Raw genomic sequence first — 25,343 nt, 5'->3', positions numbered from 1 at the left:
TAACCGGATTTCGTTTGCGGCGGATCTTTCTGTTTGACGATTTGAGGAGTGGGGCGGCCCCCGCGAGCGAGGCGACTAATTCGGCTTAGCAATTGCCAATTATCCGTCGGGTTCGCTAATGTAGCGTCATGAACAAGCAACGCTACGCAATCATCGGTGCTGGTGCCCTCGGCGGACTCTATGGAGCCATGTTGGCACGGCAGGGATTCGAAGTCCACTTTTTGCTGCACAGCGACTTTGATCATGTCCGCGAGCACGGGCTAAAGGTCGACAGCATTTGGGGGGACATGCACCTCCGCGATCTTCACACGCATTCGACGCCCGAAACGATGCCGCCGTGTGACGTCAGCCTGATTGGCTTGAAAACGACGCAAAACCATCTGCTCGCTGAACTGCTGCCCGCTCCGACTCGCGGTGGTGGCGTCGTGTTGGTGCTACAGAATGGGCTAAACGTCGAAGCCGCCTCGGCGGCAATCGTCGGGGAACAACGGGTTTTTGGCGGCTGCTGCTTTCTGTGCAGCAACAAGGTCGGGCCGGGCCATATCCGGCACATCGACTTTGGCAAGATTGTGTTTGGGCAATATCGCCCCAATTCACATTCCTGTTCTACCTCAATCGGGGCCGGTTCCACCGCGTCGGAGGACGATGCGAAGGCGGTATTGATTGGCAATCAGATTTGCGAAGACTTGAACTCGGCCGGCGTTCCGACCGAATACTCGGACAATCTCGCCTTGGTGCGTTGGCGAAAACTGATGTGGAATATTCCCTTCAACAGCCTGTCCGTGATTCTGAACGCGTCGACGAAACAAATCATGGACGATCCAAACGCGTGTGCGTTGGCCGAATCGGTTGTCCGAGAAGTACGTGCCGGGGCTGCGGCGTGCGGAGTCGAGATTCCAGAAGCGGTTATCGAAAAAACGCTTGAAAACACGCGAAAGATGGTGCCGTACGACAGCAGCATGCGGCTGGACTTCCTCAACAAACGAGCGATGGAAGCCGAAGCGATCTTGGGCAACCCGCTGCGAGCTGCCAAAGAATCAGGCTACGAAATGAGCCGCGTCGAAACGCTATACCAGCAGCTGCGGTACATCGATCAAACCAATTCTTGATCGATCTCGTCGTCAAGTGTAACGCCCAGACCGCGTAAAACCGCACTCAGTTTGGCGTCCAGGGCATCGAGTTCCATCAGTACTTCGTCCTGGCGACGCTCGAGTTCGTTAAGCAATTGGCCGGGTTCCATCGTATCGACGCTGGATGTAGGAGTCGGTGACATAGCGAAAGCACACTGGTACGTAGGATGAATGCGAAGCAGAGTGCACAATCAAACGCGGAGCCATTCTCACGCTATTGGGCGTGATGAAGACGAATTGCGTTTGCCGTGACAGTGCGAAGCATCGACCAGTCGCCGCCGCGTTCGCTAACCGCGTGCCGATTACTCCCGTCGGTAAAGCGTGGCAAGGTTTGTCGTTTATTCCGCAGGAAACGATCAGCGAACCCGTACCGCCGCCTCGATTCCGCTCAGGCAATCTGTAGCGAATGCAAGGCCCAACTCCCAGACTCCCAGACTCCCAGACTCCCACTCTCCCAGCTCCCAGCTCCCTGACTAATTTTCCCGAGAACTACCGATTCACCGATTCAAAGCCGCGTCGTTTGCCGATAGATTAAGACTTCGGGCCACGCCTCAGCGGGACGCGTCCCAGAATGCCAAAATTGCCTCGCCGAATACGCTGGCAGCCCTATTCCGAACATTTGGCATGAAAAAGCTGATTTTTTTGGCTTGATGGGCATTGCCATCTGGGTAAAGAGGCGGGTAAACTTCCGCACTTCGCTGGCAAAGGCTAGTGAGGCTGGCAATGGCTAGCGTGAAACACACACACATTTCGTATTTGACATTTCCTCGGCCAAATGGGGAGTTAGAAAGATAGCGATGAAATCGGAGACAAAATGGTAAAGTTAGTGGTTCGAGACCGGGAAACCATTCAGGAGGCAGTACGTCGATTCCGCAAGTTGGTTGAGCGAAGTGGCATCAAGAAAGAGATGCGTCGCCGCGAGTACTACGAAAAGCCAAGTGAAACGAATCGTCGCAATCGCCTGCGAGCCGAGCGCCGCTCCCGCCGAACCCGTTTGCTAAGCCGATAGTCTATCTAACAGGACGGAAAGCCAATCCGTCCTCGGTTTGTCAAAAGTAAGGGCGTTTAGCTCAGTTGGCTAGAGCATCTCGTTTACACCGAGAGGGTCGGGGGTTCGAGTCCCTCAACGCCCATTTTTTTCCCTAAGGGGAACGCACGAGCCGCTTAACGCGGCTTTTTTCGTGTCTATTCAGCTCCCAGGTTGCCCCCCGGCTGCCGTCAATTCGCCGGCACATCGCCGATTCTGCTCAACTGGTCCGCAAAGTGGTCCGCCGATTCTCGGCAGTGATGCCGCTTTTTCTGCTTCGACTGCCGATCCGACGAATCGTCTGAATGAAATCCGAGCGATGATCGAATCGATGCAACCGGATCTTGATGCGGGCAAGACGATGCTTCTATTGGGCGACTTGAATCACGGCCTCGACACGGATGAATACCAACTTTGGATGGATGCCGGATGGGTAGACACATTTGCCAAGGTTGGAAAAGACGATGGCCCCACGATCAAGTCTGACATTCCCAAGTGGCGAATCGACGACGTCATCGCCGCTGGTCCCATTGCGGAGCGGGTTATCGGCTTGTCGATTTGACCGAAAACAGCATTCTTGTTTTAGCCGTTTGGGCGATAGCCCCGGTTCTGTGGCGGAGAAACCGAGGCTATCGCCTAAACGGCTCATTAAATCGACAAACCGTCGTGGAGTCGCGACCTTCGTTTAAGGGAGCCTGCAAGCTACACATGAACAATGAGGAGTCGTTTACCCTGAGCGATCACTTGCCACAGTTGGCGGTGTTTCGGTAATCAATGGGAGGAGGACTGAGTGATTTCCGAACCAATTATTCCATTCTTGAAACCAATCCAGATTGGCAAACTGTTTCGTGTGTCGCCTGGAAAAAGCCCGGAATTTGTTGGGGCCGTTATCTCCATGGACACCGGGGTTTCTGAGACGTCACCGGAGCGGATGGTCGGCTACGCTGGTGTCTCGGCCATCGAGCAGAAATTGGAGTTGCAGCTCGATTCACGACGCGCTGCAGGGGTGTCAGAGTAGTTGCTTTTCACGGACAAGGCATCGGGTGCTAAGACCGTGCGACCGGGACTGGATGAAAATAGACTCCGCGTACCTTTTCTTCGCCGTACCTTTTCTTCGCTAACGATCCCGCTTCCCTTTTCCTAGCCCGCTCTGGACCAGGTAACCAAAGAAATCGTTCAAGAGAGTCAAACGGGTCAAGAGAGTCAAACGGGTCAAACCTCTTTGTTTTGATCGACGGCTGGTAACGGCCGCACTCTTGGCCGCCCGCGAGGTCGCATTGTTGATTTGACGTCCAATCGTCGTGCGATGGATTTGATCCCGCCGTTATCACCAAGTGGTGCTCCGCGCTGGGCGCAATTGCGGATTGCTTTGAGTTCGCTGCCAGGTAAGACTGCGTTCCACGTACCGGCAGCTCACAATGAAGTGCTCGTCATCCTAATTCGGAAAACTCTTGAAGCAACCCTGATAGAGATGACCCTTCCTTATCACAAGGCAGTGAGCTCGTGTGGGTGCCACAGACCCACTTGCAAAATCGTCCCATTTCTCCATCGACAACGGACGTAACATCAACTGCCAATACATGCCCATGATTTGGCAAGCGTATAGCTCGACCTTGTAAATCGGCAACGCTTAGTGAAGAACTTTCTCGAAAGCAACGAAGTCGCCTTGCTTACGAAAAATCTTCGCACCCAAGTTAGCTCGGTTCAGGGCGTGATAAAGCCCTCCCGCCTCGTCTGCTCGTGGTGATCTTGGTATTACATCAGTCTAACACGCTGATCCGAAACAAAGGGGTTTGACCCATTTGGATCCTGTGACCCATTTGGATCCTGTGAGTGCCGGCCACCAGAGCACTGCCGAGCAAACAAGAACCTGTGACAAGGAGATTGAAAGATGGCCGTCGGCATCGAATCTTGCCCCGTTCCTGGTTTCTTCTCCGGAGACGTACGCAGCGGAAGAAGTAGGTTCTGCAGCATTGTAGGCGTTGTTTCGGGTGTAAGATACAATCCTCGCATTGAAACCCTAGCTTGGCAGCGAAAAATGACATCGAACCCTGATTCTGATTTCAACAACCAACCTCTCTCGGACCATGTTGTCGTTAGTGGTTTAGTTCAAAAAGTCTTGGATCATTTTTCGGTGCGATCTGTTTCGGACCTTTGCCGTTTAGACATAGATATCGTTGCCAAAGAAAAGGGTGTCGGCGTCAAGAAGGTTGAAACGATTCGTGCTTTAATAGAACAGGCACATCGATTAACAGGCTTCACGCCAAGTGACTCACGATCCGAACGAGTTCAACAGTTCAGTTCGAATGCTCATCTGGACCAGCCACTTGTCTACGTTCCCAGCTTTTTGAAAGAGAGTTTTCGTCGCTTGGAGTTGGATACAGTCTCAAAGTTGCTGTGCCTCGAAGAAGGCGACTTAGCGGGAATGCCATCCTGGGGCGAGAAGAAAGTGGTAGCGGCGCTTGCCCTTCGTGATCTGTATCAGTCCATCTTTAGCAAAAACGATCCTGATTCAGATGCCCTGATGTGTGCACTTGTTCCCGAAGCGGTGTTACCTGACAACTCGTTGGCATCGCAACCAATAAAGAGCTTCATTGAAAGCTCAAGTCATACCAATCTCAAAGGGAAAGCTGTTCAGGAAGCATTCGATCTTCGGTCATTGCTACACCTTTGGATTTACGGGGATAAGCAGCATGAGGATATAGCCGAACTGGACTGGCGGGACGTTCCATTGCAGGTAAATAGTCGTGTCCGAGACTTTCTTGACAAACACAGCTTGCGAGCCATCGGTGATCTTGAGCAACTAGCGACACGAGGATGGCTGACCCATCCTCAGAATGGCAGCAGAGTGAGCGCCCTCGACGCTGACAACTTCGGCGGCACATCACTTGAAAGTCTCCGAAACGAAGTTCTACGACTGAAAGCAGATGGCCTCCGAATGTATCGTGGAAAGGTTATTTGCGATATCGAGAACCTTGAAGTGTCAGAATGGGAATGGGAATCCGTACCGTTGCGACTTCGGGGCAAAGCAAAGTCGTTGCTACGAAATGTAAAATCAAAAGAATTGTCGATGTTCATCGCGCAGCCGTACGCTCGCAACTCCCCTGTCCTGAAACCGCAACCTGGAAGAACGTGGGTGAGTTGGATGGTTTTACCGAAGCAATCGTTGAAGAGTTGCGTCGCGAGCTAAACCGTCTGGCGAACTCGGGGCTTGGCGTATACCGTTTCGGTGAGGGAGGCCCCCCGAAGGACGCCCGTGAATTTGTAGCACAGGTGCGAGATCTTTTGGATTCGCGTGCCGTTTCGATGCTCCAGAGTTCATTAGATGGCCGCACGTTTGATGATATTGGCGAGGAATACAAGTTCACGCGATCTCGCGCACAGCAGATTTTTTCCACGTCGCTAAAGAAACTGCACGTGTTTCAAGATGTCGCGAATGCGCTTTTGGAGCCAGCTCTACCATTGCTGGACCAGCGACTATACGTTCCAATTCATGAATTGGCAGAGTTGCTCCAATGCAAGGAGGGCTGGGAGGTCAAGCTGCTAATCACCGTATCAGGTTTTGGTTGGTCAACCAGCGACGCTCGTGGCGTTAGTCAGTTTTCCAGCAAGACCATCGACGACCTCTGCAGGGTGTTGAAGTCACTCCCCAGCGGGACGATCGGTTTCGACAATTCAGAAATCAAGTCAATTGGTGACCTTGTCAACGCGCATCAAGTTGCAACCGGGAAACAATCTGATCTAACGGCGCGTTTGTCTGGAATTACCGAATGGACATTTCCACCGGACGCATGCCGTCTTCTGTTGGGGGAAGACTGGGTTAAGACCTTCGTGCGGGCGCAACTTGTTGCCGCAGGCGTCAACGGTCTGGCATTCGATCAGATCGACACGGGCGGGTTCGTAGACACTGAGACTGAGCTTGCTGCACTGCTCGGATCCGACGCGGATCATCTTGAAGGCGGCCGATTTCGCAGGCCGGGTGCCCTTTACAGCCGAGCCGACGAGCTAGTTGACATCATACGAGATGCTGGCAATTCTATCGGCATCGAGGAAATCGTCCAAAAAAGTGAACGAAAGTGGCATCAGTCAGTTCTGGTCGGGCGTTATTTGAGTCAACTTCACTCGATCCTTATGACGGCACGCGGCCAGTATATTCATATTGACGCTCTTGGTATTTCACTCGAAGAGGTTCAGGCGATAGCGAACTGGGGTGCAGAACTGCTGGCAGGTGAGAGAAAGACAATCGACGGTGAGGATTTATTCGATCTGTTTTCTTCGTCGCAGTTCGCGAACAAATTGAGCAATGCCTATCAGTTAGTTTCGGTCGTGGCAAAGCATCCCGATGTACGCAGGCTCTCGAACAATCTGCAGCTCGCTCATCGTGACAGTTTCGATGTATCCGAGCTTTCCTTAGAAAAAGCTGATCCGGAAATTGCTTCGCAGTGGCATCCGTCTAAGAACGGTAGCCTGACTCCGGCCGATGTTCGCCCTAACTCGTTCAAGCCGCGTTGGTGGATGTGCGAGCAACAGCATGAGTTTGAGGCGATGCCAGTATACCGCACTCGCATGGTACGCAGTTGCCCCGGATGCCAAGAACGTTGGAACCTGGAGAAGTTAAGACATTTCGTGACATCACTCCGTCAACACCTCGATACATTCACGCCTGCGGAACTCTACGTAATTTTCCAGCAGAGTGGGCTGCTGAATCGTGGTGGCCGTGCTAAAGGATTCGTGAAGTCTCTTGCAACGGGTCGCTTTCCTCGGGGGGAGCTTGACAAGTTTATCGCCGGGGAAGAGTCGCTGGTCGATGAATTTATCTCGGACGATGAGATTGACTTAGAGTCGTTGGATTTACTCGTTGGCGATGATGACAACCTCAGCGATTCGCCAGACGGAATTGAAACGACCGAACCGGCACAGTCTACGCCTCAAAAGCTTCCCGAAGTCACAGCAAAGGCCGCGTTGGACGCAATGGATTCTCCTGTCATCGCATCAACGGATGCAGAGGCCGCTGAGTTTCTAGTGGCTTCAGCGAAGGCCAAAGTTTGGAGCCACGCATTCCGAGACGAAGAAGCGGCTTTGGCGGAAGTAAACACGCCGCATGATAGCGAATACGGAAATCGCGTCAAAACTGAGTTCTTGCACGAGTATTCCAAAGCGAAATTTCTGGAGACACCGAGAAATTACTCGTTTTCCATCAGCGGTAAGATCACGCAACCCAACTTGATGCAGAGGCATGTCGCAGCCGAGGTGCGCGATCGACTTCGATTTGGTAATTGGTCCGGTACTGGTGCAGGCAAAACGCTTTCCGCCGTGCTGGCTACCAGAGTTTGCAATGCGTCCCTTACCGTTGTTTGTTGTCCAAATGCGGTTGTCGGCTCGGAGCAATCTGGCTGGCGTGGCGAAATTCAGTCCATCTTCCCGGACAGTGACGTTACTTTCAAAACATGGGAGCCCATCTGGCGATCTGGATCAACTCACAAATATCTCGTGATGAACTACGAACAGTTCCAACAACCAGGGTCAGAAGCACAGCTCAAACGGTTTCTCGACCACAACGAAATTGACTTCATCGTCATCGACGAAGTTCACTACGCAAAGCAACGGTACGCCGATCAGATGTCACAACGCAAGCGACTGCTGCAAGCAATGGTTGCTGAGGCAGGCAAAAAGAATCAGCAATTGCGTGTACTCGGTTTGTCGGCAACGCCAGTCATTAACAACTTACAAGAAGGACGCAGCCTGATCGAAATGATCACTGGTTTCGAGCACGATGATCTGCCGACGAAGGCGAGCGTGCCGAACTGTATGCGCTTGCACCAGCAACTCGCCACACTCGGAACGAGATGGCGACCGGACTACGAGTCGTCGTTAAAAATTGAGACGCCAGAGTTAGATTGCAGCGGTGCTCTTGACGAAATCCACTCACTTGGAACAAACCCATCGCCTCTCCAGATCGAGAAGATCCTCACCCAAGTTCGTATTCCTGAGATTTTGGAGGCTATCAAGCGACCGGGCCGCAGTTTGGTTTACACCCACTATGTGGACGAAATTGATAAGCTTCTCTACGAAGCGATCACGAATGCGGGTTTCCGGTGCGGTTTCTACACCGGCGAATCCAAGGAGGGGCTTGTGCCATTTAAGGACGGAACACTGGACGTCCTGATCGGCTCAAGTTCAATTGGTACTGGAGTGGATGGACTGCAGCATGTCTGCGACCGCTTGATTATTAACTCTTTGCCTTGGACCAATGCAGAATACGAGCAACTCATCGGTCGGATTTGGCGACAGGGTCAAGCGTCAGCCACGGTCGAAGTGATCGTTCCAGTGACCTATGCCAACATCGGAGGCGAGCGATGGTCTTACTGTGAATCGAAACTCCAGCGAATTCGATACAAGAAGTCTATCGCTGACGCAGCGGTCGACGGTGCCGTTCCTGAAGGAAACCTTCGCACTCCCGCGCAGGCCCAAAAAGATGTGCTGGAATGGCTCAAAAGACTCGAAGCTGGTAAGGAACAGACAGTCGAGCGAAGAACGATTGTTGTTCCGCTATCCGACTTCGGCAATCGCGCGGAGAAACGCCTTGCACGCTACGGCGATTTCTCGACGATGAACAATCGATGGAACGCCGCCAACAGCTCTACCTTGGCCACGAGACTCATTGAGAATCCTGAAGAGTGGGAGCAGTATCACACGCTCTATCGCAAGGCCCGCGAAAGCTGGCCAGTCGTTCCATTTGAGGAGGTTGTTCGATGGTGTAACAAGCGTGAAGGCTACATCGTGGCAGATTTTGGTTGTGGCGAAGCAATGTTGGCAAAAGCAATCAGTGAAAAGCACATCGTCCATAGCTTCGACCATGTTTCCATCGACGATACAGTCATTCAGTGCGACATGAGCAAAACGCCACTCGATGACGAGTCAGTCGACGTTGCTGTATTCTCGCTGTCGCTAATGGGGAACAACTTTACCAACTACTTGCGTGAAGCTCATAGAATTCTGAAGATCGACGGGCACCTTCACATTTGGGAAGCGGAAAGTCGCTTCGACGATGTTGAACGCTTCGCTTCGGACATTGAAAAACTCGGCTTCCAAATTTTCAAACCAAAGTCCAAAGCCCAATTCGTGCATATTGAGGGACGTAAGACAGAACGATCGCCAGACGAGGACTTATCGCTTTCGTTCAGGGCAAGTTCAATTCCATAGTTCATGTTCGCATCAGCAGCGACGGGGCTGGCGCAGAAGAAGGCATCGCCGACGAGAAGAAGGGAGAGAGGGCGCTATATCGCGACTGCGGTACATGCGAGGTCGGCCTTGAAGTACTCCGGTAGCGGACACTGGAGGTTGCTCCGGTTCCATCGACCGGGTGGCGTTTGACGGCCCGGACTATTGTGGAAAGTCTCGTTTCCATCCCAAGATTCGGAGGTCGAACAGGGAGCATTCAGTCCCCCGTTCCGCGTCGAGCGGAGACTACTGGAAGTAGTTGACGGCATTGTTGGAGATTCCTCCGATGTCGGCAAGTATTCCAGCCGCCGTTACTCGCTATTGCAAAAGTCGGAAGTCAAAAAGTGCTTTAATTCCAGGGCTGATCTCCACGTCTTAATGCATCCACTTGAATCGTCGCACCGGAGATCATCGTTTAAATTTGTTGGCAGGACGAACATGACACGAACGGACCTCCGTTCATTCGTTAACTGCCGAAATGAGCTTCGTTAGCAATTCGGATGTGGGGCTCAATTGGTCGTGGTGAAGATTGTGTCCCTCGTTGGCGATGTGGACGAGCTTGCCGTTTGCATAGCGTTGGCTGCTTCCTGGTGGGCTTTGCGATCCTCAGGAGACGCGTCCGCGTAGAATATCAATGCAACAGTGGCGATCTTCTGCTTCGGTTCCCAAGCGAGCCCAGTGGTGATTACAATCGCAGATTCTTGACAAGTCGCGAATCAAAATATGCCCTCCTCCACTCCTACCTTGACTAGCCCACATGCTCTCGAACCGTTTTACCTTTGGTAGTGCTGGTAACAAACGAGCCATCCACTCCCGCCCGTTCTCGAGTCCCGTTACCGGCAGCCTGATCTCACTGGTTCTTGCCCAGTCTCTGCTAACTTGGTGCGGATCGGGTGCTGCCGAACCACCCGCGTCTGCGCCTGCGGTTTATAGTGTTGGCATTGCTAAACAAGACATCTCCCCAGCTTACCCCGTTCGACTGAATGGTTTTGCGTTTCGAAAGACTGAATCGGAAGGTACATCGCAACCCTTGTGGGCTCGAGCATTAGCGATCGGCACCGATGAACAAAAACCAATCGTGCTGGTCACTCTTGACAGTCTGGGCATCCGCTCGACTTTGGTTGACGAAGTTCATCGGCGGCTTGCGGAGCACACCAAACTCGCGCGTGAGCACCTGATCGTCACCTTCACCCACACCCATAGTGCACCGAAAGTGAACGGTGCCTCGGACAACATTTTTGCCGAGCCGATTCCCCCCGAACACCAACTGCACCTTGATCAGTACACCGAAGAGCTAATTGTCGACCTGGTTGCTGTGATCCGTGCTGCCCTCGCCGATCGCCAACCAGCATCGCTTAGCTGGACGGTCGGTGAAGTTAAATTCGCCTTGAATCGACGAACCAGTGGAGGTCCCGTCGATCATTCGTTACCGTGCTTGATCGTGCGTTCCGCAGACGATGCGAAGTCGGTTCGTGGCATCTACACCACCTACGCCTGCCACTGTGTGACGTTATCGCAAAATCTGTTAAGCGGAGATTGGGCAGGCTATGCTGTCGAAGCGATCGAGCGTCATTTCCCCAGTGCCATTGGGATGGTGTCGATTGGCTGCGGCGCCGATCAGAATCCAAATAGTGGTGTCACGGGCGACAAGGTCGATATCGCGCAACAACAAGGGATGCAGATCGGCGATGAAGTCGCCAGGCTTGTCAAAGAAGGCACAATCAAGCCCCTTGCGGAGCCGCTATCGGTTTCCAGCGGCAGTGTCCAGCTACCCTTTCACAGCATCCCAACGCGACAGGAATACGAAGTGATGCAGGCCGCTGGCGGTCCCGCCGGGTACAACGCCACAACCCAATTGGCTCGCTTGGACCGCGGAGAGGAGATTCCAAAATCGTTGCCCTATCCGCTCCAAGTTTGCCATTTTGGCGACCAACTTTGCATGGTTTTTATGGCTGGCGAAGTTTGTGTCGACTATTCGCTGCGGCTCAAATCGGAGCTGGATCCAGAACGTTTGTGGATGCACGGTTACAGCCACGATTTTGGCGCATATATCCCATCCGAGCGATTGTGGGCCGAAGGCGGTTACGGGGCCGGTGCGGAAACTCCGTACTTTGCACTTCCCAACAAACTGGCGCAAGGATTGGAACAAACGATTATCGATGAAGTCCATCGCTTGGTACCGATGAGTTATCAAACTGCCAAGAACCCTCCGGTTGCCAATGGTGAGTCGAGCCAGCCTGAGGTAAGTCGCACCGACGGCATCCCCCCTAAATCACCTCAGCAGGCGTTGCAAGAATTTCAAACACATGCTGACCTGCAAGTTCAGTTGGTCGCCAGTGAACCGCAGATCACCGACCCAGTAGCGATCGATTTCGGACCTGACGGCAGTGTCTGGGTTGTGCAGATGTCCGACTATGGTCATGGGATTGAAGAGGAGTTTGTTCCCAGCGGAGAGGTGCGGGTGCTGAAGGATCTTGACGGTGATGGATTCTACGAATCGTCGACCGTGTTTATGGACGGGCTACGATACCCCACGGATGTCAAAGTCTGGAAAGACGGCGCGCTGATCTGCGATGCTCCCAACATTATTTTTGCGCGAGACCAAGATGCCGACGGACGCGCAGAAACATCCGCTGTGCTCTTTAGTGGGTTTGAAACACATAACGGCCAAGCACGCGTCAACAGCCTGCGGTGGGGACTCGATAATTGGTTGTATGGCTCTGGCGGATTGTTTGGTGGATCAATCTCGAATCAGCAAGGAGCCGTCGTGGATGTTTCCGGCAGAGACTTCCGAATTCAACCTGATCTGGGACTGATCGAACCGGTAACAGGCCGTAGCCAACAAGGCAGAGTCCGTGATGATTTCGGCAACTGGTTTGGTTGCGACAATAGCAGTCTGATTCGTCACTATCCAGTTGTGGATCATTACCTACAACGCAATCCGTTTGTACCGCCACCGCTGAGCTCGCTCAACGTCCCGGCTGGCGAGAACGCTGGCAAGCTATTTCCGCCCAACGATCTGGTGATGTTCCGTTTGTCCGGCTCTCCAGGTCGCGCCACGGCCGCGTGCGGGATCGAAATTTATCGCGACAGCTATCTCGGCCCGGACTACAACAACAATTCGTTCACTTGCGAGCCCGTGAATCAGCTGGTCTATCGGCAAGTCTTGGAACGCCAGGGAGCCACATTTCGAGGACAGCGTGCAGCTGATGAACTGGACTCAGAGTTCCTGACCTCAACGGACCGTTGGTTCCGACCCGTGCAAGCCAGAACGGGTCCTGACGGTGGACTCTGGGTAGTGGACATGTATCGTTACGTGATCGAACACCCCAAGTGGATTCCGGATGAAACTTTGGCCGAAATCGATGTCTTTGCTGGCCAGGGCAAAGGGCGGATTTATCGCGTCGTGCCGACCGCCAAAGATCCGCAGAGCCAACCCGCACTAAGCGAATTAAACAACCAGGAATTAGCCAAAGCGATTGACATCGATAACGGCATCATCCGTGATTTAGTGCACCAAATGTTGCTGTGGCGTGATGCCAAGGACACCCGCGACGAGCTTCTGCGGATCGCTCAGACAAGCCAAAATCCTGCGGTGCGAATCCAAGCCCTGGCCGCTCTAGATGGGCTCAAGCAACTCTCAAGCGAAGCGATCCTGCTCGCGTTAACGGATTCGCACCCCGACGTTCGGCGACACGCCGTACGGATGAGCGAGAGCTCTCTAACCGACCCGATGGTTTCGGCGGCTGTTCTGAAACTTGCCAACGATCCATCTTTCGAAGTCCGTATGCAGGTTGCCTACTCGATTGCGTCCATTGAGTCCGATGACGTGACCAAACCGTTGACTCGACTGGCGACCGAATCAACCGATCCCTATTTGCAGTCAGCGGCACTGAGTTCGCTAACCCCCAGCAACGTCGGTCCCATTGCGGAACAAATTTTAGCAACCGATAAGTCACGTGAACTGGTCGGCCCTGAGGTGGTTGCGACCACCGCTGGAATGGGCAGTGCAGCAGCAATTGAATCTGCCCTCAACCGCATTCTGGAATCCAGTGATGAATGGCAATGGTGGCAGTTAGAAAGCTTGGCTCAATTTCTCGACGGTCTCGACCGCCGTGCTGCCAGCGGTGAACTGGGGATTGGCCAAGCGACGGATCGCAGTCAACAGCCCGCGCAAGTTCAGATCAAAATCACACCTCGACAGACACAGGCTGCTCGATCGATCCTCCATGCCGCAAGAGAACGAATTCTTGATCCAAGCGTCACGGACAGTCAGGCGGCAATGGCTTTGAAACTACTGGGACGCCGACTCGGTCCGGTTTCCCAATCGCTGCTGAGCCCCGCCCCCATCCAAGCTGGATCTGAACCGCCGCTGGAGATTACCTCCGAGATTGCCAAACTGATTAGTCTACAGTTTTCCAATCATCGTCAAATTGCCGCCGTCCAAGCGATCGGTCGGCGTGGGGACTCAGCTGGCGGCCAGGCGTTACTCTCCTGCGTTGAATCAGCGACTCCACAAGTCCGTGCAGTGTTGGTCCAGACCCTGCTGGGACACCCCGACTGGGATGCGTCGATCTTGACTGGATTGCAATCCAGTTTACTTTACTCGAGCGACTTTTCTGCGGACGATCGGCAACGATTCATCGAACGCCAGCCAACGAAAACTCGCCCCTTGGCAATGAAGTGGTTAGGTGATGGAGCCGGCAGCGATCGCAAGCAACTCGTCGCCGATTGGATGGACGTCTCTGCGTTGCCAGCGGATGCTCAACAAGGCAAAGCTCTGTTTGGAAAGCACTGTAGCGTTTGCCACAAGTTCGACGGTGTGGGATATGAGGTGGGGCCAGACTTGGCCGCACTGACAAGTCGATCCGACGCATTTTTACTGCAGGCGATATTGGATCCGAACCGAGACGTGGATGCGCGGTACCAACGGTACACTGCGTTAATGGACGACGGGCGCGTCGTGTCTGGTCAAATTGTGAACGAGACAGCATCCAGCGTTACCCTGATGGAACAGGAAGCGAAGCAACACGTGCTACTCAGGAATCAATTGGAGGAGCTACGCGCGAGCGGAAAGTCGGCGATGCCCGAAGGCCTCGAAGAAAATATTAGCAAACAAGAGATGTCGCACATCTTGGCCTACGTTCAGGGTGCTGATTCGGAAGCCTATCAAATCGCCCGATCGCTACTCGACAACACCCTGGCCGCAGCGGAGCGGGAAGAGCTGATCGCAAAATGGCCGCAGTATTCGGCCGAGATCATCACCGCTCTGACGTCGGACATGCCTGACGATGTGAACGAACAGTACCGCCGGATTCCATGGATTTGGCGAGTTGCAATCGCAGCCGGAAAGCGGAATCAATCGAAGGAACTGCTCCAAGTGCTCGACGTCAGTCTCCCTCAACTTCAACAACCACTCACAGACTGGCAGGCCGTCGTTATCGGTGGTGGATTGATCAACGGGATCAGCCAAACTGGTGACTGGCCTCTTGACCGTGTGCAGCGTCTGATCTCTGGAGATGGGTCACTGGTTGCACGCTGGAATCGAATGATTTCGCAAGCCTCTGAAATGTCGGACAATGCTCAGGTGCGTCCAGGGACTCGCTATGATGCACTCCGCATGATCGCGCTCGCTCCGTGGGCGACCCATGGCGAACAATTGGCGGGCTATTTGACAAACGCTAACGCGGAACTGCAAATGGGGGCGGTCAGTGGTCTGTCCGACATGCCGGCGGCTGAAGCGGGACAGGCAATCCTTGCTGCTTTACCCAACCTGAATTCGCATAATCGGGAGCTGGCCCTCGACGCACTACTGCGAACGGTTCCCCGCATTCAGCGATTGCTCACCGCGATCGGAGAGAACGACGTCAACCCGAACTGGCTCGGAGAATCCCGTGTCAAACAACTGCATCAACACGTCAATCCGGCAGTACGACGACAGGCGGCGGAAGTATTAACAGAAGCAAAATAGCTCTTCGTCCAAATGGCACACCGAATCAAATGGGTCACACCGAATCACGAATCAAATGGGTCACACGAATCAAATGGGTCAAACCTCTTTGTTTTGATCGACGGTTGGTAACGGTCGCACTCTTGGTCGCCCGCGAGGTCGCATTGTTGATTAGAGGTCCAATCGTCGTGCGATGGATTCGCTCCAGCCTTCATCCCCATGTGGTGCTCCGCGCTGGGCGCAGTTGCGGATTGCATTGCGTTCACTATCAGTAAGACTGCGTTCCACGTCAGAGCCTCGATCCTGCGCTGCACCGAGGTGTGATCGCTTTACTCCAGAGCAGAATGCGACTCCGGCACATTATCAGGTTCCAAGATTTTTGATAAAGAGCACAAGTAGGTAAGCCAAGACGTTTGTGACTTTACTCATTCATGCGGACGACTCCCACCTCCTCTTTCACTCGCTCACCGCGTCGGCCTTCGTCTTCCTAATACCCTCCACAGCTTCCTGCATTCGTCTCAGCGTATCCTGTTTGCGGGGCGTCCCGTGCCCCGTATGTTTACTGACGAACGCAGAGATTCTTTCGAACTCGCCCGCGTCGGCTGCCAACGGATCCGCGCAGAATTCGTCAAGCTTCAAATAGTGCGCAATTGCTTCCGACGGCACGTCGGCATCAAACAGGCGGCGTGCTAGTCTTGCCGCGAATTCCTCATCGGTCTGCTCGACATTCCAGCATCGCTCTCGGAATTTGTACTGGTGCGAAAAGTAAGGCATCGTGTAGGGATCAAAATTCCTTGGCTCATAGACACCCATCTTCGCCCAGCCATTCCAAGGGTTCCCGTAGCCCATGCCGGGATCATAACTGGTCGCCATACCGGCCAACACCAAATCCGCTGGCGATGGTGGCGTCTCTCTACCATGGAAACTGGACATCTGAGTGGTGGTGTGCCAGCCGAGCACACTGGGATACCGATTTAGCGTCTGATCTCGAATCGGATCCCCCCAACACCACCACCAAAAGACTCGCTTAGGGTCAAGTTGCGCCATCAGTTCAAGATAATCCGAATTGTTGAACGAACCGATCGCCACCACTGTCTCAAAGGTCGGATCCATCTCTAGAAGGTCGGCAACCATCTTCTGCAGTGAATCGCCAGGCAGCCAATCGGCCCGCTCGGTCCCTTCGCCCGTTGGCTCGAAATAAAATCCGCATACGCCTTTGAACGCTTTTAGATAGTCGAAGTAATACTCTCGTGCTTTTTGCTTATCTTGGCCGACGACTTCCCAATGGTGCCAACTCAACCAGCCACCGCCGATAGAGAACCTCATCCCTTCGCTGTTCACCAAGTCAATCAGACTTTGCACGTTTTCATCTTTCGCCAAGACCGTGTTTTCGAAGTGATAGTTCGTCCCATGCGAACTGGCTGGGTGGCCAGCAACAGGAAACCCATCCAACCAAAACCAGATGCGATTTAACGTCAGCTCGGAATTGAACTGCAGAACTCGCTTCCAGGAATCGAGCGAGTCATGTGCCGACCAGATCGGCAACATGTAGATACCTCGATAAGCGATCTGCGGCTTCATAACCAGGTCCAACGGCCAATCGATCGAGACGCGATCTGTCGTGGCGTCGGTCCGAAAGTACATCAGCTCCTGGCATCCGTGTTTCAGCCCCTGCGGCGTATTTGCCGCAACGATCAACACGTGAGTACCGTTAATCTCATGAGTCAGAATTCGGAATCCCTCGTCGCCGAGCTCAGCAGTACCTAAATCAATGCCGTCAGCTACCAGCGATTTCAAGACGCTGTTGTTAGTCTCATTGCCAACGACCAGGTTAATCGCCGTTGAGTTCAATCGATCAGCAACCGGAATTGTCCAACCAAACGCGTTGCGGAAATAGCGATTCAGCGTATTGACGACGATTTCTTGCGACTGCCCAGAGAGCCTTGGGCCAATTAGCTGAATTCGTGGCTGATCCTCCGACCAAATTGTCTCCTTTCCCATCGAAATGGGGCAAAACGTCCCGAACAGTATTAGCGCCAAACAGATTCTGGTCATCAGGTTCCTCGCCTTAAGTAGTCACTCGGAAGGACGATCGACAGCAACTTTATCATGCCCCGGAGAATCAAATGGGTCAGAGAATCAAATGGGGCAAGCCTCTTTGTGTTGATCGACGGGTGGTAACGGTTGCACTCTTGGTCGCTCGCGAGGTCGTATTGTTGATTTGAGGTCCAATCGTCGTGCGATGGATTCGATCCAACCTTCATCCCCAAGTGGTACTCCGCGCGGGGCGCAGTTGCGGATTGCTTTAAGTTCACTGTCAGTAAGAGGTTCATTGACTCAATCAACCCAATTTGGGAGACGTGATATCGGCCATGGGGATAACAACTTCGGTTCAGGCTCTGGACGTTGCAACCATCGCCAAAGCGAACCTCAACGCCAATCTTCAGCGCGCGAATCCATCTCGGCATGCAGAGCCCTGCGTTCCAAATACCGGCAGCCCACAATGAAGTGCTCGGCATCCTTAATCGGAAAACTCTTGAAGTGGCCCTGATAGAGATGCCCTTACCTGTCATATAGTAGTGAATATTGTATCGCATCGTGTGCGTTCCACAGGCCCACCTGCAAAATCGTTCTATTTCTCCAGCGACAAGCGGACGTAACTCAAATGCCAATGCGTGCCCATAATTTGGCAATCGTATCGTTCGACCTTGTAAAACGGCAACGCATCGTGAAGAACTTTCTCGAAAGCAACGAAGTCGCCTTCCTTACGAAAAATCTTCGCACCCCAATTCGCTCGGTTCAGGGCGTGATAAATCCCTCCCGCCTCGGCTGCTCGTGGTGATCTTGGCATCACATCAGCCTAACACGCTTAACCGAAACAAAGAGGTTTGACCCATTTGATCTGATGACCCATTTGATCTGACCTGACGCTCAGGATCTACTTTCCCAACATCAACTGCCTGCCGTCCACTGGAATGATCGCGGGGCTACAAACCGCTGAGGCAGTTTACGATCTGAGATAGCGTGATTGTCCGCCCCGACGGTGCAGGCACCAGCGTCTCCATAAGAATCCGGTTGAGAGCCTGCGGAATTCCTGGTTGCTGTTCGAGTGCTTGTGTTTCTGAGCTGAGTGTTTTAGACAACACCTCCACTTCGAACGCATCCGCCGTCAACTGACCGCGACCAGCCCGCTAGCCCTGCCACTGCCCAGCACGGCACGGTAAACAAGTACCGTTAAGGTAGCGTCTGAGTTGACCGACGCCGACGTTGAACAATGGTGCAAGAAACTCAACTTGCCGGAAATTGTGCCAAAGCACTGGTGGAAGTTTTGGTGAGTGGATGCGTCATGCGATGCAGCATCTTACCCCACGCCCAGTTCTTCGAGTTGGCGACGGAGTTTGCCGCCTTGTTGTGGGTTGACCATGTCAATGTAGGCGATCATACCGCTGACCCAGCCGCCAAAGTTCGGGTGACCGATGCGGTTTTGTTTTTCAAGACCTTCATGCTTCGCGCGATGCAGAATGGCGCGTAGTTGCCGAATGGTCTTGCGGTCAATCGATGGTCGATCATTGACGACGATGCCAGTCACGGATTGCTGCGTGCATTGCCGCAGGACTCTTGTCTTGGATTCTTTTACCGCGAAACCCTCCTCCTGAGCGACATGACGAACGCGGGCAAGCACGTAGCCAACCTTGCTGGCGTCTACTTTGGTCGAGAACGTCAGGTCGTCGGCGTACCGAGTGTATTGCCATCCAATCGATGTTGCCGTCCCTGCAAGTCGCTTGTCCATGCGTTTGGCGATCAAGTTGGACAGTGCGGGACTGGTGCACGCACCCTGCGGAAGAGAGCGGTTTCCGACAGCGGCATGCAGCCTTTCGCCACCGCTACGAATCACGCGTCTAGGAGATTCAGTGCACAGGAGAGCAAAGACCGTGGCCACTGCCGGGGAGTATCCCATACCGCGAAACAATCCCGCCACACGAGCGAAGTCGATCGTTGGAAAGAAGTCTCGTAGATCCATGTTGACGACGACTTGAGACCCGACATGCGGCTCGGCTCCCGTTAACGTGCTGCGGCCAGGAACGAATCCATGCGCCGCGTCATGAACAGGAATCTTGCTGAGCACTGAATCAAGTATCCACTGCTGTGCAGCGGCAAGCTTTTTCTGGGGACGACTGATCGTTCGTTCTCCGCCTGAGCGTTTGGCAATCGTCCAGGTGTGGTAGTGAGTCGTTTTGCTGGCCGGATGATGAAATGCCAACCAACGCAACGTTCCCACGGAGATTTCCAAAACGCTCGCGACGTCGGCGGGCGATGAAAGGACTGGCAGCTCGCTTGATTTCAATCTCTCGATGTTGGATCGACGATCGGCAAGTCCACGCGACACGCCTCGGCCCAAGAATACTATGTCAGTCGCCTTGCGGTGAGCGACATCTGCGTCATGTTGCTCTTTTCGCTCAGCCGCACGCTGCTTCATTTCGGCTTTTCTTGCTTCACGAGCGTCTCTCGTTTGCTGGACCGCCTGAGTACCCGCGTCTTGGACGGCGTAGTAGTCGGTGCGAAAACGCGACATCTCCTCACCGATGCTGTGGATCTGCGCGAGTTCGTCGGCGTCGATCAGTCCCATTCCCACCATCGTTTGGTCGATCACTCGAATCCGCGGCAAATCCGCCGAGGGGATGATACCAAGCGGATCCCAATACGCCGTCCGCCACCCAGGTTCGGCGGTGGCTTCCATCGCTTCTTCATGGGTCAACGGTTGGAATTGACTTGCGTCTAGACCGTCAAAACCAGTGGATGCACGCGAAGATGTCGCTGGCGAGGTGTCCTGAGGGCTCGTAGCACGCCTAGCCGTGACAACAGGATCCGTCGGCGGAGTCAGGTCGCGATGGTCGATCGACGAAGGAGCGGTCGAATGGGCGCGCGACGCATCCTGTGGCGGATTGCGTCCGGGGGCAAAGAACTGTTTTAAAATTCGAAACAGGCCCATCGTATTGAAAAGACCAGAGCGGGTGACGATTCAACTTCACGTCTGCGGACCGAGGTCGTTCACCAAGGCCCGCACCGCATGGTGTGGTGTCGAAAGCCTTGGCTTGCCTTGGTCGACGCCACACCATGCGGTGCGGGCCAAACGAACAACGACCTTGGGGACGAATGGGAAGCAAAACTCAACCACGGCGGATCGCCGCAGCAAGGTAGGCTTGAATCGTCACCACGCTCTAATCTCGATTCCTTGGTTGTAAGGGTTATTGAATCAGTTTTCAAGCTCGGGGAGCTTCAGCATGGATTTGTTGATCATGCCGCATTCGCAGCGCCTGGATGTGACGGCAGGGGCCGTTGCGAATTCCAGCCTTTCGGTGCCAGCTGCATAAGCATTTGCCTCGACGAATCACTCCATCACCGTCGACCAGCGTTTCGCATGGTGTCGATTCCACATCGCCCGTCAAGATGATGCCGCCGCGCGGTCCTGCGATCGCTTCACGCACGTCTGCCTTGCCCGTCCGAATCAGCGATTCCGCCGCTTGCAACTCGGGGTGAGCAGGCCCGATCTCTTTGTCGGAAAGTGCCATCGGCAAGATGCTCCGCCAACGGTACAGCCCAGCGTGCAAGTCATAGATGACTTGGCCTCGAAGCGCCAGCTCGTTCAGCGACGATGATGCTAATGATGACGGGACCTGCGCATGGCGTGTTACTTCGTCCAAGGTTCCGCCAAGGCGATTGCTAAGGAGTTCTGCGACCGATGCTACCAGCGTTGGTTCAGGTTTCTGTGGCGGCATCAGCATGTCGATCGCGCTTCCGGCGGACCAATCGTTCGTTGTCCATCCGCTCAGACCCAACGTCAAACGCATCGGCCCCATTCGCACGACCCAAAAACTTGGCAGTCCGGTGCCAAGCAAGTAGACATCGACTGCATCGGCAAGCGGCAACAAACGCGAAAGTGTCAGCAGACGTCGCCTTCCCCAAACGCGAATCGGCTCCGTTGGCGCTCCTTGGTAGTTCGTTCCGGCTACTTCAATCGTTTTCTCCCACGGTTCCAGTACCAAACGTGGTGCCTCGTTCTCTCGCAATTCAAAACGAATCGCTCTCGGACTGGTCCTCGCCTTGTTTCGTTTCAAAAACGCAAGCAAGGAATACATCGTCGCAACGGGAATCGTCACTTTCCGCATCGGCATCGCCATCGCAGCCTGAAGCCGCACGAATCCGCTCAGCCAACCGTGGGGCAAGTCGATTTTCTCTTCGCGATGTTGATCGCCACCGTCGGACGTTGAAACTTCAAACGCGCGGGGGTCAATCTGGAATCGTGTTTGGCGGTAAGTCCTTAGTGATTGAAAGCTGTCATAAAGATCCCAAGAATAATCAACGTTCGTCGTTCCCAACTGCGTTTGTCCACTTTCGCCAAACCCGTCACCTCGGTCCACGGTCAGGCACCCGTAGCTGGACTGGTCGACCGAGAAGCATTCAAAGAAGACGACATCTTCGGCTACCGTGATGACTGGATCGTACGGCATCAATCTTCGCCACAGTGCCTCGTTCTCTTTCCTTAGTCGTTTGTCGAGTGTTTTACGCGCGGTCCAGTACCGCTTCAGCGCATCGGCGTGAGCTGTTTTCAAATCCGCTGTCGGCTTGTCGACAATGCCGCTGGCGATGTCGCGACGCTTCTGGTCCATCGCCGATTGGCGGATAGTACGCTCGCGCGATCGCTGCTGGAGAAGCCATTGCTGGTAAGCAGTCTTATCACGCGGTTGGAAACGCAAGTCATTGATCACGATGTCGTGCAAGGCACTGATTGCCTCACGGAATTCGATCGGTTTGTTCAATGATCCATCGAACGAAACTTGCTGGCGAGCCAAGTTGGGTGCCATCTGCAACAACTTCGCTCCACCACTGATGTCAAGCAGAGCACTTCGACCGGCGTATTTCATGCTGACTTTCATGAATCCTCTCCTGTCGCGACCAAGCCGTTATCGCTTTCACACCAATTCCATTCGGGCATGTATCGCGAAACAATTTCTAAGAGTTCGGGGTTCTGCTGGAGCAAGGTCGCGATGGCAGAAAGTGCTGCAACGCGTTCTGGGTCACGAATCGAACGAGCGGCGATTGCCAGTACCCGCATCACGCTTTCACATCGCTGTGGATCTTGCTCAGCGATCCTTGCGAGTTGTTTGATCGCCTTGGGCTTGGTTCGCGATCCGCGGTCGACGCACAAAACGACGGCACAGTAGACTCGCATCCAGTGATCCAGGCTCAGGCCTTCGCCGATTTCTTCATCACGGAATCGCTTAGGAGCACGATCGAGTACCCCACCAAGCACCCTGACCAAGGAAAACCGCACTTCATCGTAAGGCGTCTCCGACAGCTTCGCCCACAAGACAGGGTCATGCTGAAATGTCTCCGAGTTCTTGGCCGCTTCCTCTTCTGCCGACTCCAACCACTTACAAGCCGATCGCCGAACAGGCTGTGTTGGCGAATCAAAGAACTGGACGAAACGTTCGGTTGAGTAAGCCTCGCTCGTCGCCAACTGCTCCAACGCCCAGTCCGCGATCTTCTCGGATTCCCAAACGCATTTGCTTGCCGACAATTTTGCCAACTTGTCGGGGTCAATCCGGTGTGTCTGCTGGCGTTCTTGTAACCATGCCAAGCCCATGGATGCGACGGCAGCCGGGCGAGCCATCGTCATTTCGATCAGTTGATCATCGCTGAGCCGATTTGGATCGATATGCTTTTGCATCGCATCGCAAAGCGTTGACAGCACTGCAAAATCGGCTTCTTGAAGCAATCGCAACCAGGTTACCATTTCAACATGAGCCAACGATGCATGGTTTCGGAATAGCTCAACCGCAAACTCTCCTACCGTCGCATCGCTGCAGGAAAGCAGTTGAACCAAATCCTCGATCGAAATTTTCGACAGCCAATCCGAGTGTTTTTGCCGCAGCATGCCAATCGTCCACAAGCGAACGAACTGGCTGTTGGCATCACCTAGCAGCGACCACAGTTTGATGGCGATCTCGTCCCCGTCCCAGATGGCCGGCTGATAGGGTGACGGCTTTAGATTCGATAAAGCCTGTCCTTGAACGATGTTGGTGTGCGAGGGCGTAAACGCGATTTCTGGTGCATGATAGAAACCAGCGTGCATCAGCGACCAATTGTCGAGGATCGATTCTCCGGACGAGAAGAACGAATTGTCGTAGAGGGAAAACGCTTTGACCATGGCGTCGACATATCGTTTGGCATCCTGATAGGACATGAACCGAAAATATCGCCAGACTCGGCGTCGCAGGTGGGCGCGAGTTTTCTGCGTGAACAATCGATTCTGGGGCCGATTCAAAATGTCAGGAATCGGCGTTCGATAAGTTTGCTTGCGGTAGGTGTGCTCATAAAATCGACCGGTTTGTACGCGCACGGTTCGATTGGACTTGGCGAATAGGTATTCACGGCGATAACTCTGCCGAGTGCGGTAATCGTAAACGTACGAGGTCGTGCGTTTTCGCCGCACCAGCCCATCGAGTACAACCATAAAGTGGACCAGCAGTTCATCGTCCCCACGCTCGATTGCCAGCTTAAGCGTTCGTTTGAAGACGACTTCGTGTCCAGCATGATTGAGGGTGCCGTGTAGGTACTCGATAAACTGCTTCCGCGCCCACGGCCGATCGTCCTCCATCCACCGCATAGAGAAGTGTTTCAAGAATTCATACGACTCAAACTGAACAAACAAATCCAAGAACTGTTCATCCTCACTCTGATACAACTCGTCAAGCAGGATTTTCGACGGCGGTGAGTTATTTTGCTTATTCGTCATCGGTCCCTACTCATAAAGTCCTTGCGGGTGCTGGCCAAAATGATAACAAATTTTGAACCGCGACGTGGCACAACGTTCGATAAGAAGAAACGCCCGCGGTAGATTGCTCAGCCGCAGACGTTTCGCGGTAGATGAATCAGGCGACGACTCGGGGATCAACGGTCGCGTCCTTGCCTTCTTCGAATTGAAGACCATTTAGATGAAAGCGGTCGAGGTCTCCTCCATGTTCGAGGAAAGAGTCCACTACGTCCTCAGCGCTGAAGTAGACGACGTTGCACGGTTCGACGCCACACGGCGACCCATACGGCAAGGCTACGCACCGTGGCTTGTACTACGAAGACGGCAAGCGAACCAGGTGCTCGAACCCGGTCGGTACAAGATTCCGCCGCATAAGCAGTGGTGCAAGGAGCTGCCAACGGTCGAGTGCATGCTGGTCGACATCAACCTACCTCGCCATGTTTCCAACTTCTTACTGCAAGCTTCCAAGGACGTTGGAGCCAGACGGCGAGGCATCCGACTGCAACTCGGACGAAGTGGGTCGGCAGGCGGGTGTTAGGATTCCATGCCCGCTGGAATGGGGCTTGGAAGGATCGCCATTGGTTGGTTTTCGGATGTCGAAGGGATAGGCAACTGTTTTTCAGAATATCTCAATCTTGCCGACTCGCTACTTTCCATCTGCTCACTTGTTGATCTTGGCGAGATACTTTTCAGGATCGGCGAGCAGTTTGTCCTTGCAGCCATCGCAACAAATCCAAACGGTCTGGCCATTGACGTCGACCTTCTCTGGCTTACCCATGACCCCAAGCATTTCGCCACTGATAGGGCAAAAATGTTGCTTCAGTGCTGACTTGCGGTCTTCTTCAGAAAAATTAGCCAGCGTCTCATTCATCTTCTCCATGTCCGTTTTCGCCGCAGGCTTTACCGCGGCAGCACCCTCGTCGTGGGCTGCGTGATCATGTCCTTCGTGCGAGTCAGAGGCCATTCCTTCATGGTCCATGTCATCGCTCATCGGAATCGCTGGTGTCGTAGAATCAGGGTTGGAGGGTTGCGAATTGCCACAGCCTGTAAGGCCGACAGCAACGACTGCGATCGCGGCGAAGGAAAGCGTCCATTTGAAAATAGCCATAATTTGAAATTCCTGTAGGGTGGAGATGGGAGTTGGGGAAACCAATTCGATGTTATTTGATGCTTCACGACGGTCCGTTCTTCACGGATTCG

Annotated in this window: 15 protein-coding genes and 1 tRNA gene; 9 read left to right on the top strand and 7 right to left on the bottom strand. The window is 53.8% G+C overall.

Annotation, left to right across the window (positions count from 1 at the left end):
* Window positions 1-128: 128 nt before the first annotated feature.
* Complete coding sequence (locus SH528x_RS26150; RefSeq protein ID WP_442506387.1) at window positions 129-1,109, top strand: putative 2-dehydropantoate 2-reductase; 981 nt, start codon at window positions 129-131, stop codon at window positions 1,107-1,109.
* Here the strand turns inward: SH528x_RS26150 and SH528x_RS26145 are convergent.
* A complete protein-coding gene (locus SH528x_RS26145; protein ID WP_442506386.1) occupies window positions 1,094-1,273 on the bottom strand; it encodes a hypothetical protein in 180 nt (59 codons plus the stop codon). The two genes, SH528x_RS26150 and SH528x_RS26145, sit on opposite strands and share 16 nt — an antisense overlap.
* An 83-nt stretch (window positions 1,274-1,356) precedes the next feature.
* On the opposite strand from SH528x_RS26145, the gene SH528x_RS26140 reads away from it, so the two are divergent.
* The 8 genes from SH528x_RS26140 (at window position 1,357) to SH528x_RS26105 (ending at window position 15,349) form a co-directional block, all read left to right on the top strand.
* On the top strand, window positions 1,357-1,533 hold the full coding sequence (locus tag SH528x_RS26140) for a hypothetical protein (RefSeq protein WP_442506385.1): 177 nt from the start codon (window positions 1,357-1,359) through the stop codon (window positions 1,531-1,533).
* A 411-nt stretch (window positions 1,534-1,944) separates the two neighbouring features.
* On the top strand, window positions 1,945-2,139 hold the full coding sequence (gene rpsU, locus SH528x_RS26135) for a 30S ribosomal protein S21 (protein WP_081614312.1): 195 nt from the start codon (window positions 1,945-1,947) through the stop codon (window positions 2,137-2,139).
* Between the two features lie 50 nt (window positions 2,140-2,189).
* Window positions 2,190-2,263: transfer RNA gene (locus SH528x_RS26130), tRNA-Val, on the top strand.
* Window positions 2,264-2,311: 48 nt separating this feature from the next.
* Window positions 2,312-2,719, top strand: a complete 408-nt coding sequence (locus SH528x_RS26125) for a hypothetical protein (protein WP_442506384.1) — start codon at window positions 2,312-2,314, stop codon at window positions 2,717-2,719.
* Between the two features lie 228 nt (window positions 2,720-2,947).
* Window positions 2,948-3,175, top strand: coding sequence for a hypothetical protein (locus SH528x_RS26120; RefSeq protein ID WP_442506383.1), 228 nt, complete (start codon window positions 2,948-2,950; stop codon window positions 3,173-3,175).
* A gap of 873 nt (window positions 3,176-4,048) precedes the next feature.
* Window positions 4,049-5,347: a hypothetical protein gene (locus SH528x_RS26115; protein WP_442506382.1), complete on the top strand. Its 1,299-nt coding sequence runs from the start codon at window positions 4,049-4,051 to the stop codon at window positions 5,345-5,347.
* A complete protein-coding gene (locus SH528x_RS26110) occupies window positions 5,290-9,360 on the top strand; it encodes a zinc-ribbon domain-containing protein (RefSeq protein ID WP_442506381.1) in 4,071 nt (1,356 codons plus the stop codon). The genes SH528x_RS26115 and SH528x_RS26110 overlap by 58 nt, the downstream gene beginning before the upstream one ends.
* 775 nt (window positions 9,361-10,135) lie before the next feature.
* Window positions 10,136-15,349, top strand: a complete 5,214-nt coding sequence (locus SH528x_RS26105) for a neutral/alkaline non-lysosomal ceramidase N-terminal domain-containing protein (protein ID WP_442506380.1) — start codon at window positions 10,136-10,138, stop codon at window positions 15,347-15,349.
* A 435-nt stretch (window positions 15,350-15,784) separates the two neighbouring features.
* Here the strand turns inward: SH528x_RS26105 and SH528x_RS26100 are convergent, their stop codons facing one another.
* The 6 genes from SH528x_RS26100 to SH528x_RS26075 form a co-directional block, all read right to left on the bottom strand.
* Entirely contained in the window at window positions 15,785-17,383 is a 1,599-nt protein-coding gene (locus tag SH528x_RS26100) for a hypothetical protein (RefSeq protein ID WP_442506379.1), read from the bottom strand.
* 577 nt (window positions 17,384-17,960) lie between these two features.
* Window positions 17,961-18,179, bottom strand: coding sequence for a hypothetical protein (locus tag SH528x_RS26095; protein ID WP_442506378.1), 219 nt, complete (start codon window positions 18,177-18,179; stop codon window positions 17,961-17,963).
* A 510-nt stretch (window positions 18,180-18,689) separates the two neighbouring features.
* Window positions 18,690-20,318 (bottom strand): reverse transcriptase family protein, encoded by a 1,629-nt coding sequence (locus SH528x_RS26090; RefSeq protein WP_442506377.1) that lies wholly within the window; start codon window positions 20,316-20,318, stop codon window positions 18,690-18,692.
* Window positions 20,319-20,589: 271 nt separating this feature from the next.
* Window positions 20,590-22,263: a metal-binding protein gene (locus SH528x_RS26085; protein ID WP_442506376.1), complete on the bottom strand. Its 1,674-nt coding sequence runs from the start codon at window positions 22,261-22,263 to the stop codon at window positions 20,590-20,592.
* A complete protein-coding gene (locus SH528x_RS26080) occupies window positions 22,260-24,125 on the bottom strand; it encodes a hypothetical protein (protein ID WP_442506375.1) in 1,866 nt (621 codons plus the stop codon). The genes SH528x_RS26085 and SH528x_RS26080 overlap by 4 nt, the downstream gene beginning before the upstream one ends.
* 679 nt (window positions 24,126-24,804) lie before the next feature.
* A complete protein-coding gene (locus tag SH528x_RS26075) occupies window positions 24,805-25,251 on the bottom strand; it encodes a hypothetical protein (protein WP_442506374.1) in 447 nt (148 codons plus the stop codon).
* Between the last annotated feature and the right edge of the window lie 92 nt (window positions 25,252-25,343).

The sequence above is a fragment of the Novipirellula methanifontis genome (genome assembly GCF_052161655.1).
GTDB lineage: Bacteria > Planctomycetota > Planctomycetia > Pirellulales > Pirellulaceae > Novipirellula.
Note: the sequence above shows the minus strand (reverse complement) of the source record. Positions and strands in the feature narration are given on the sequence as shown.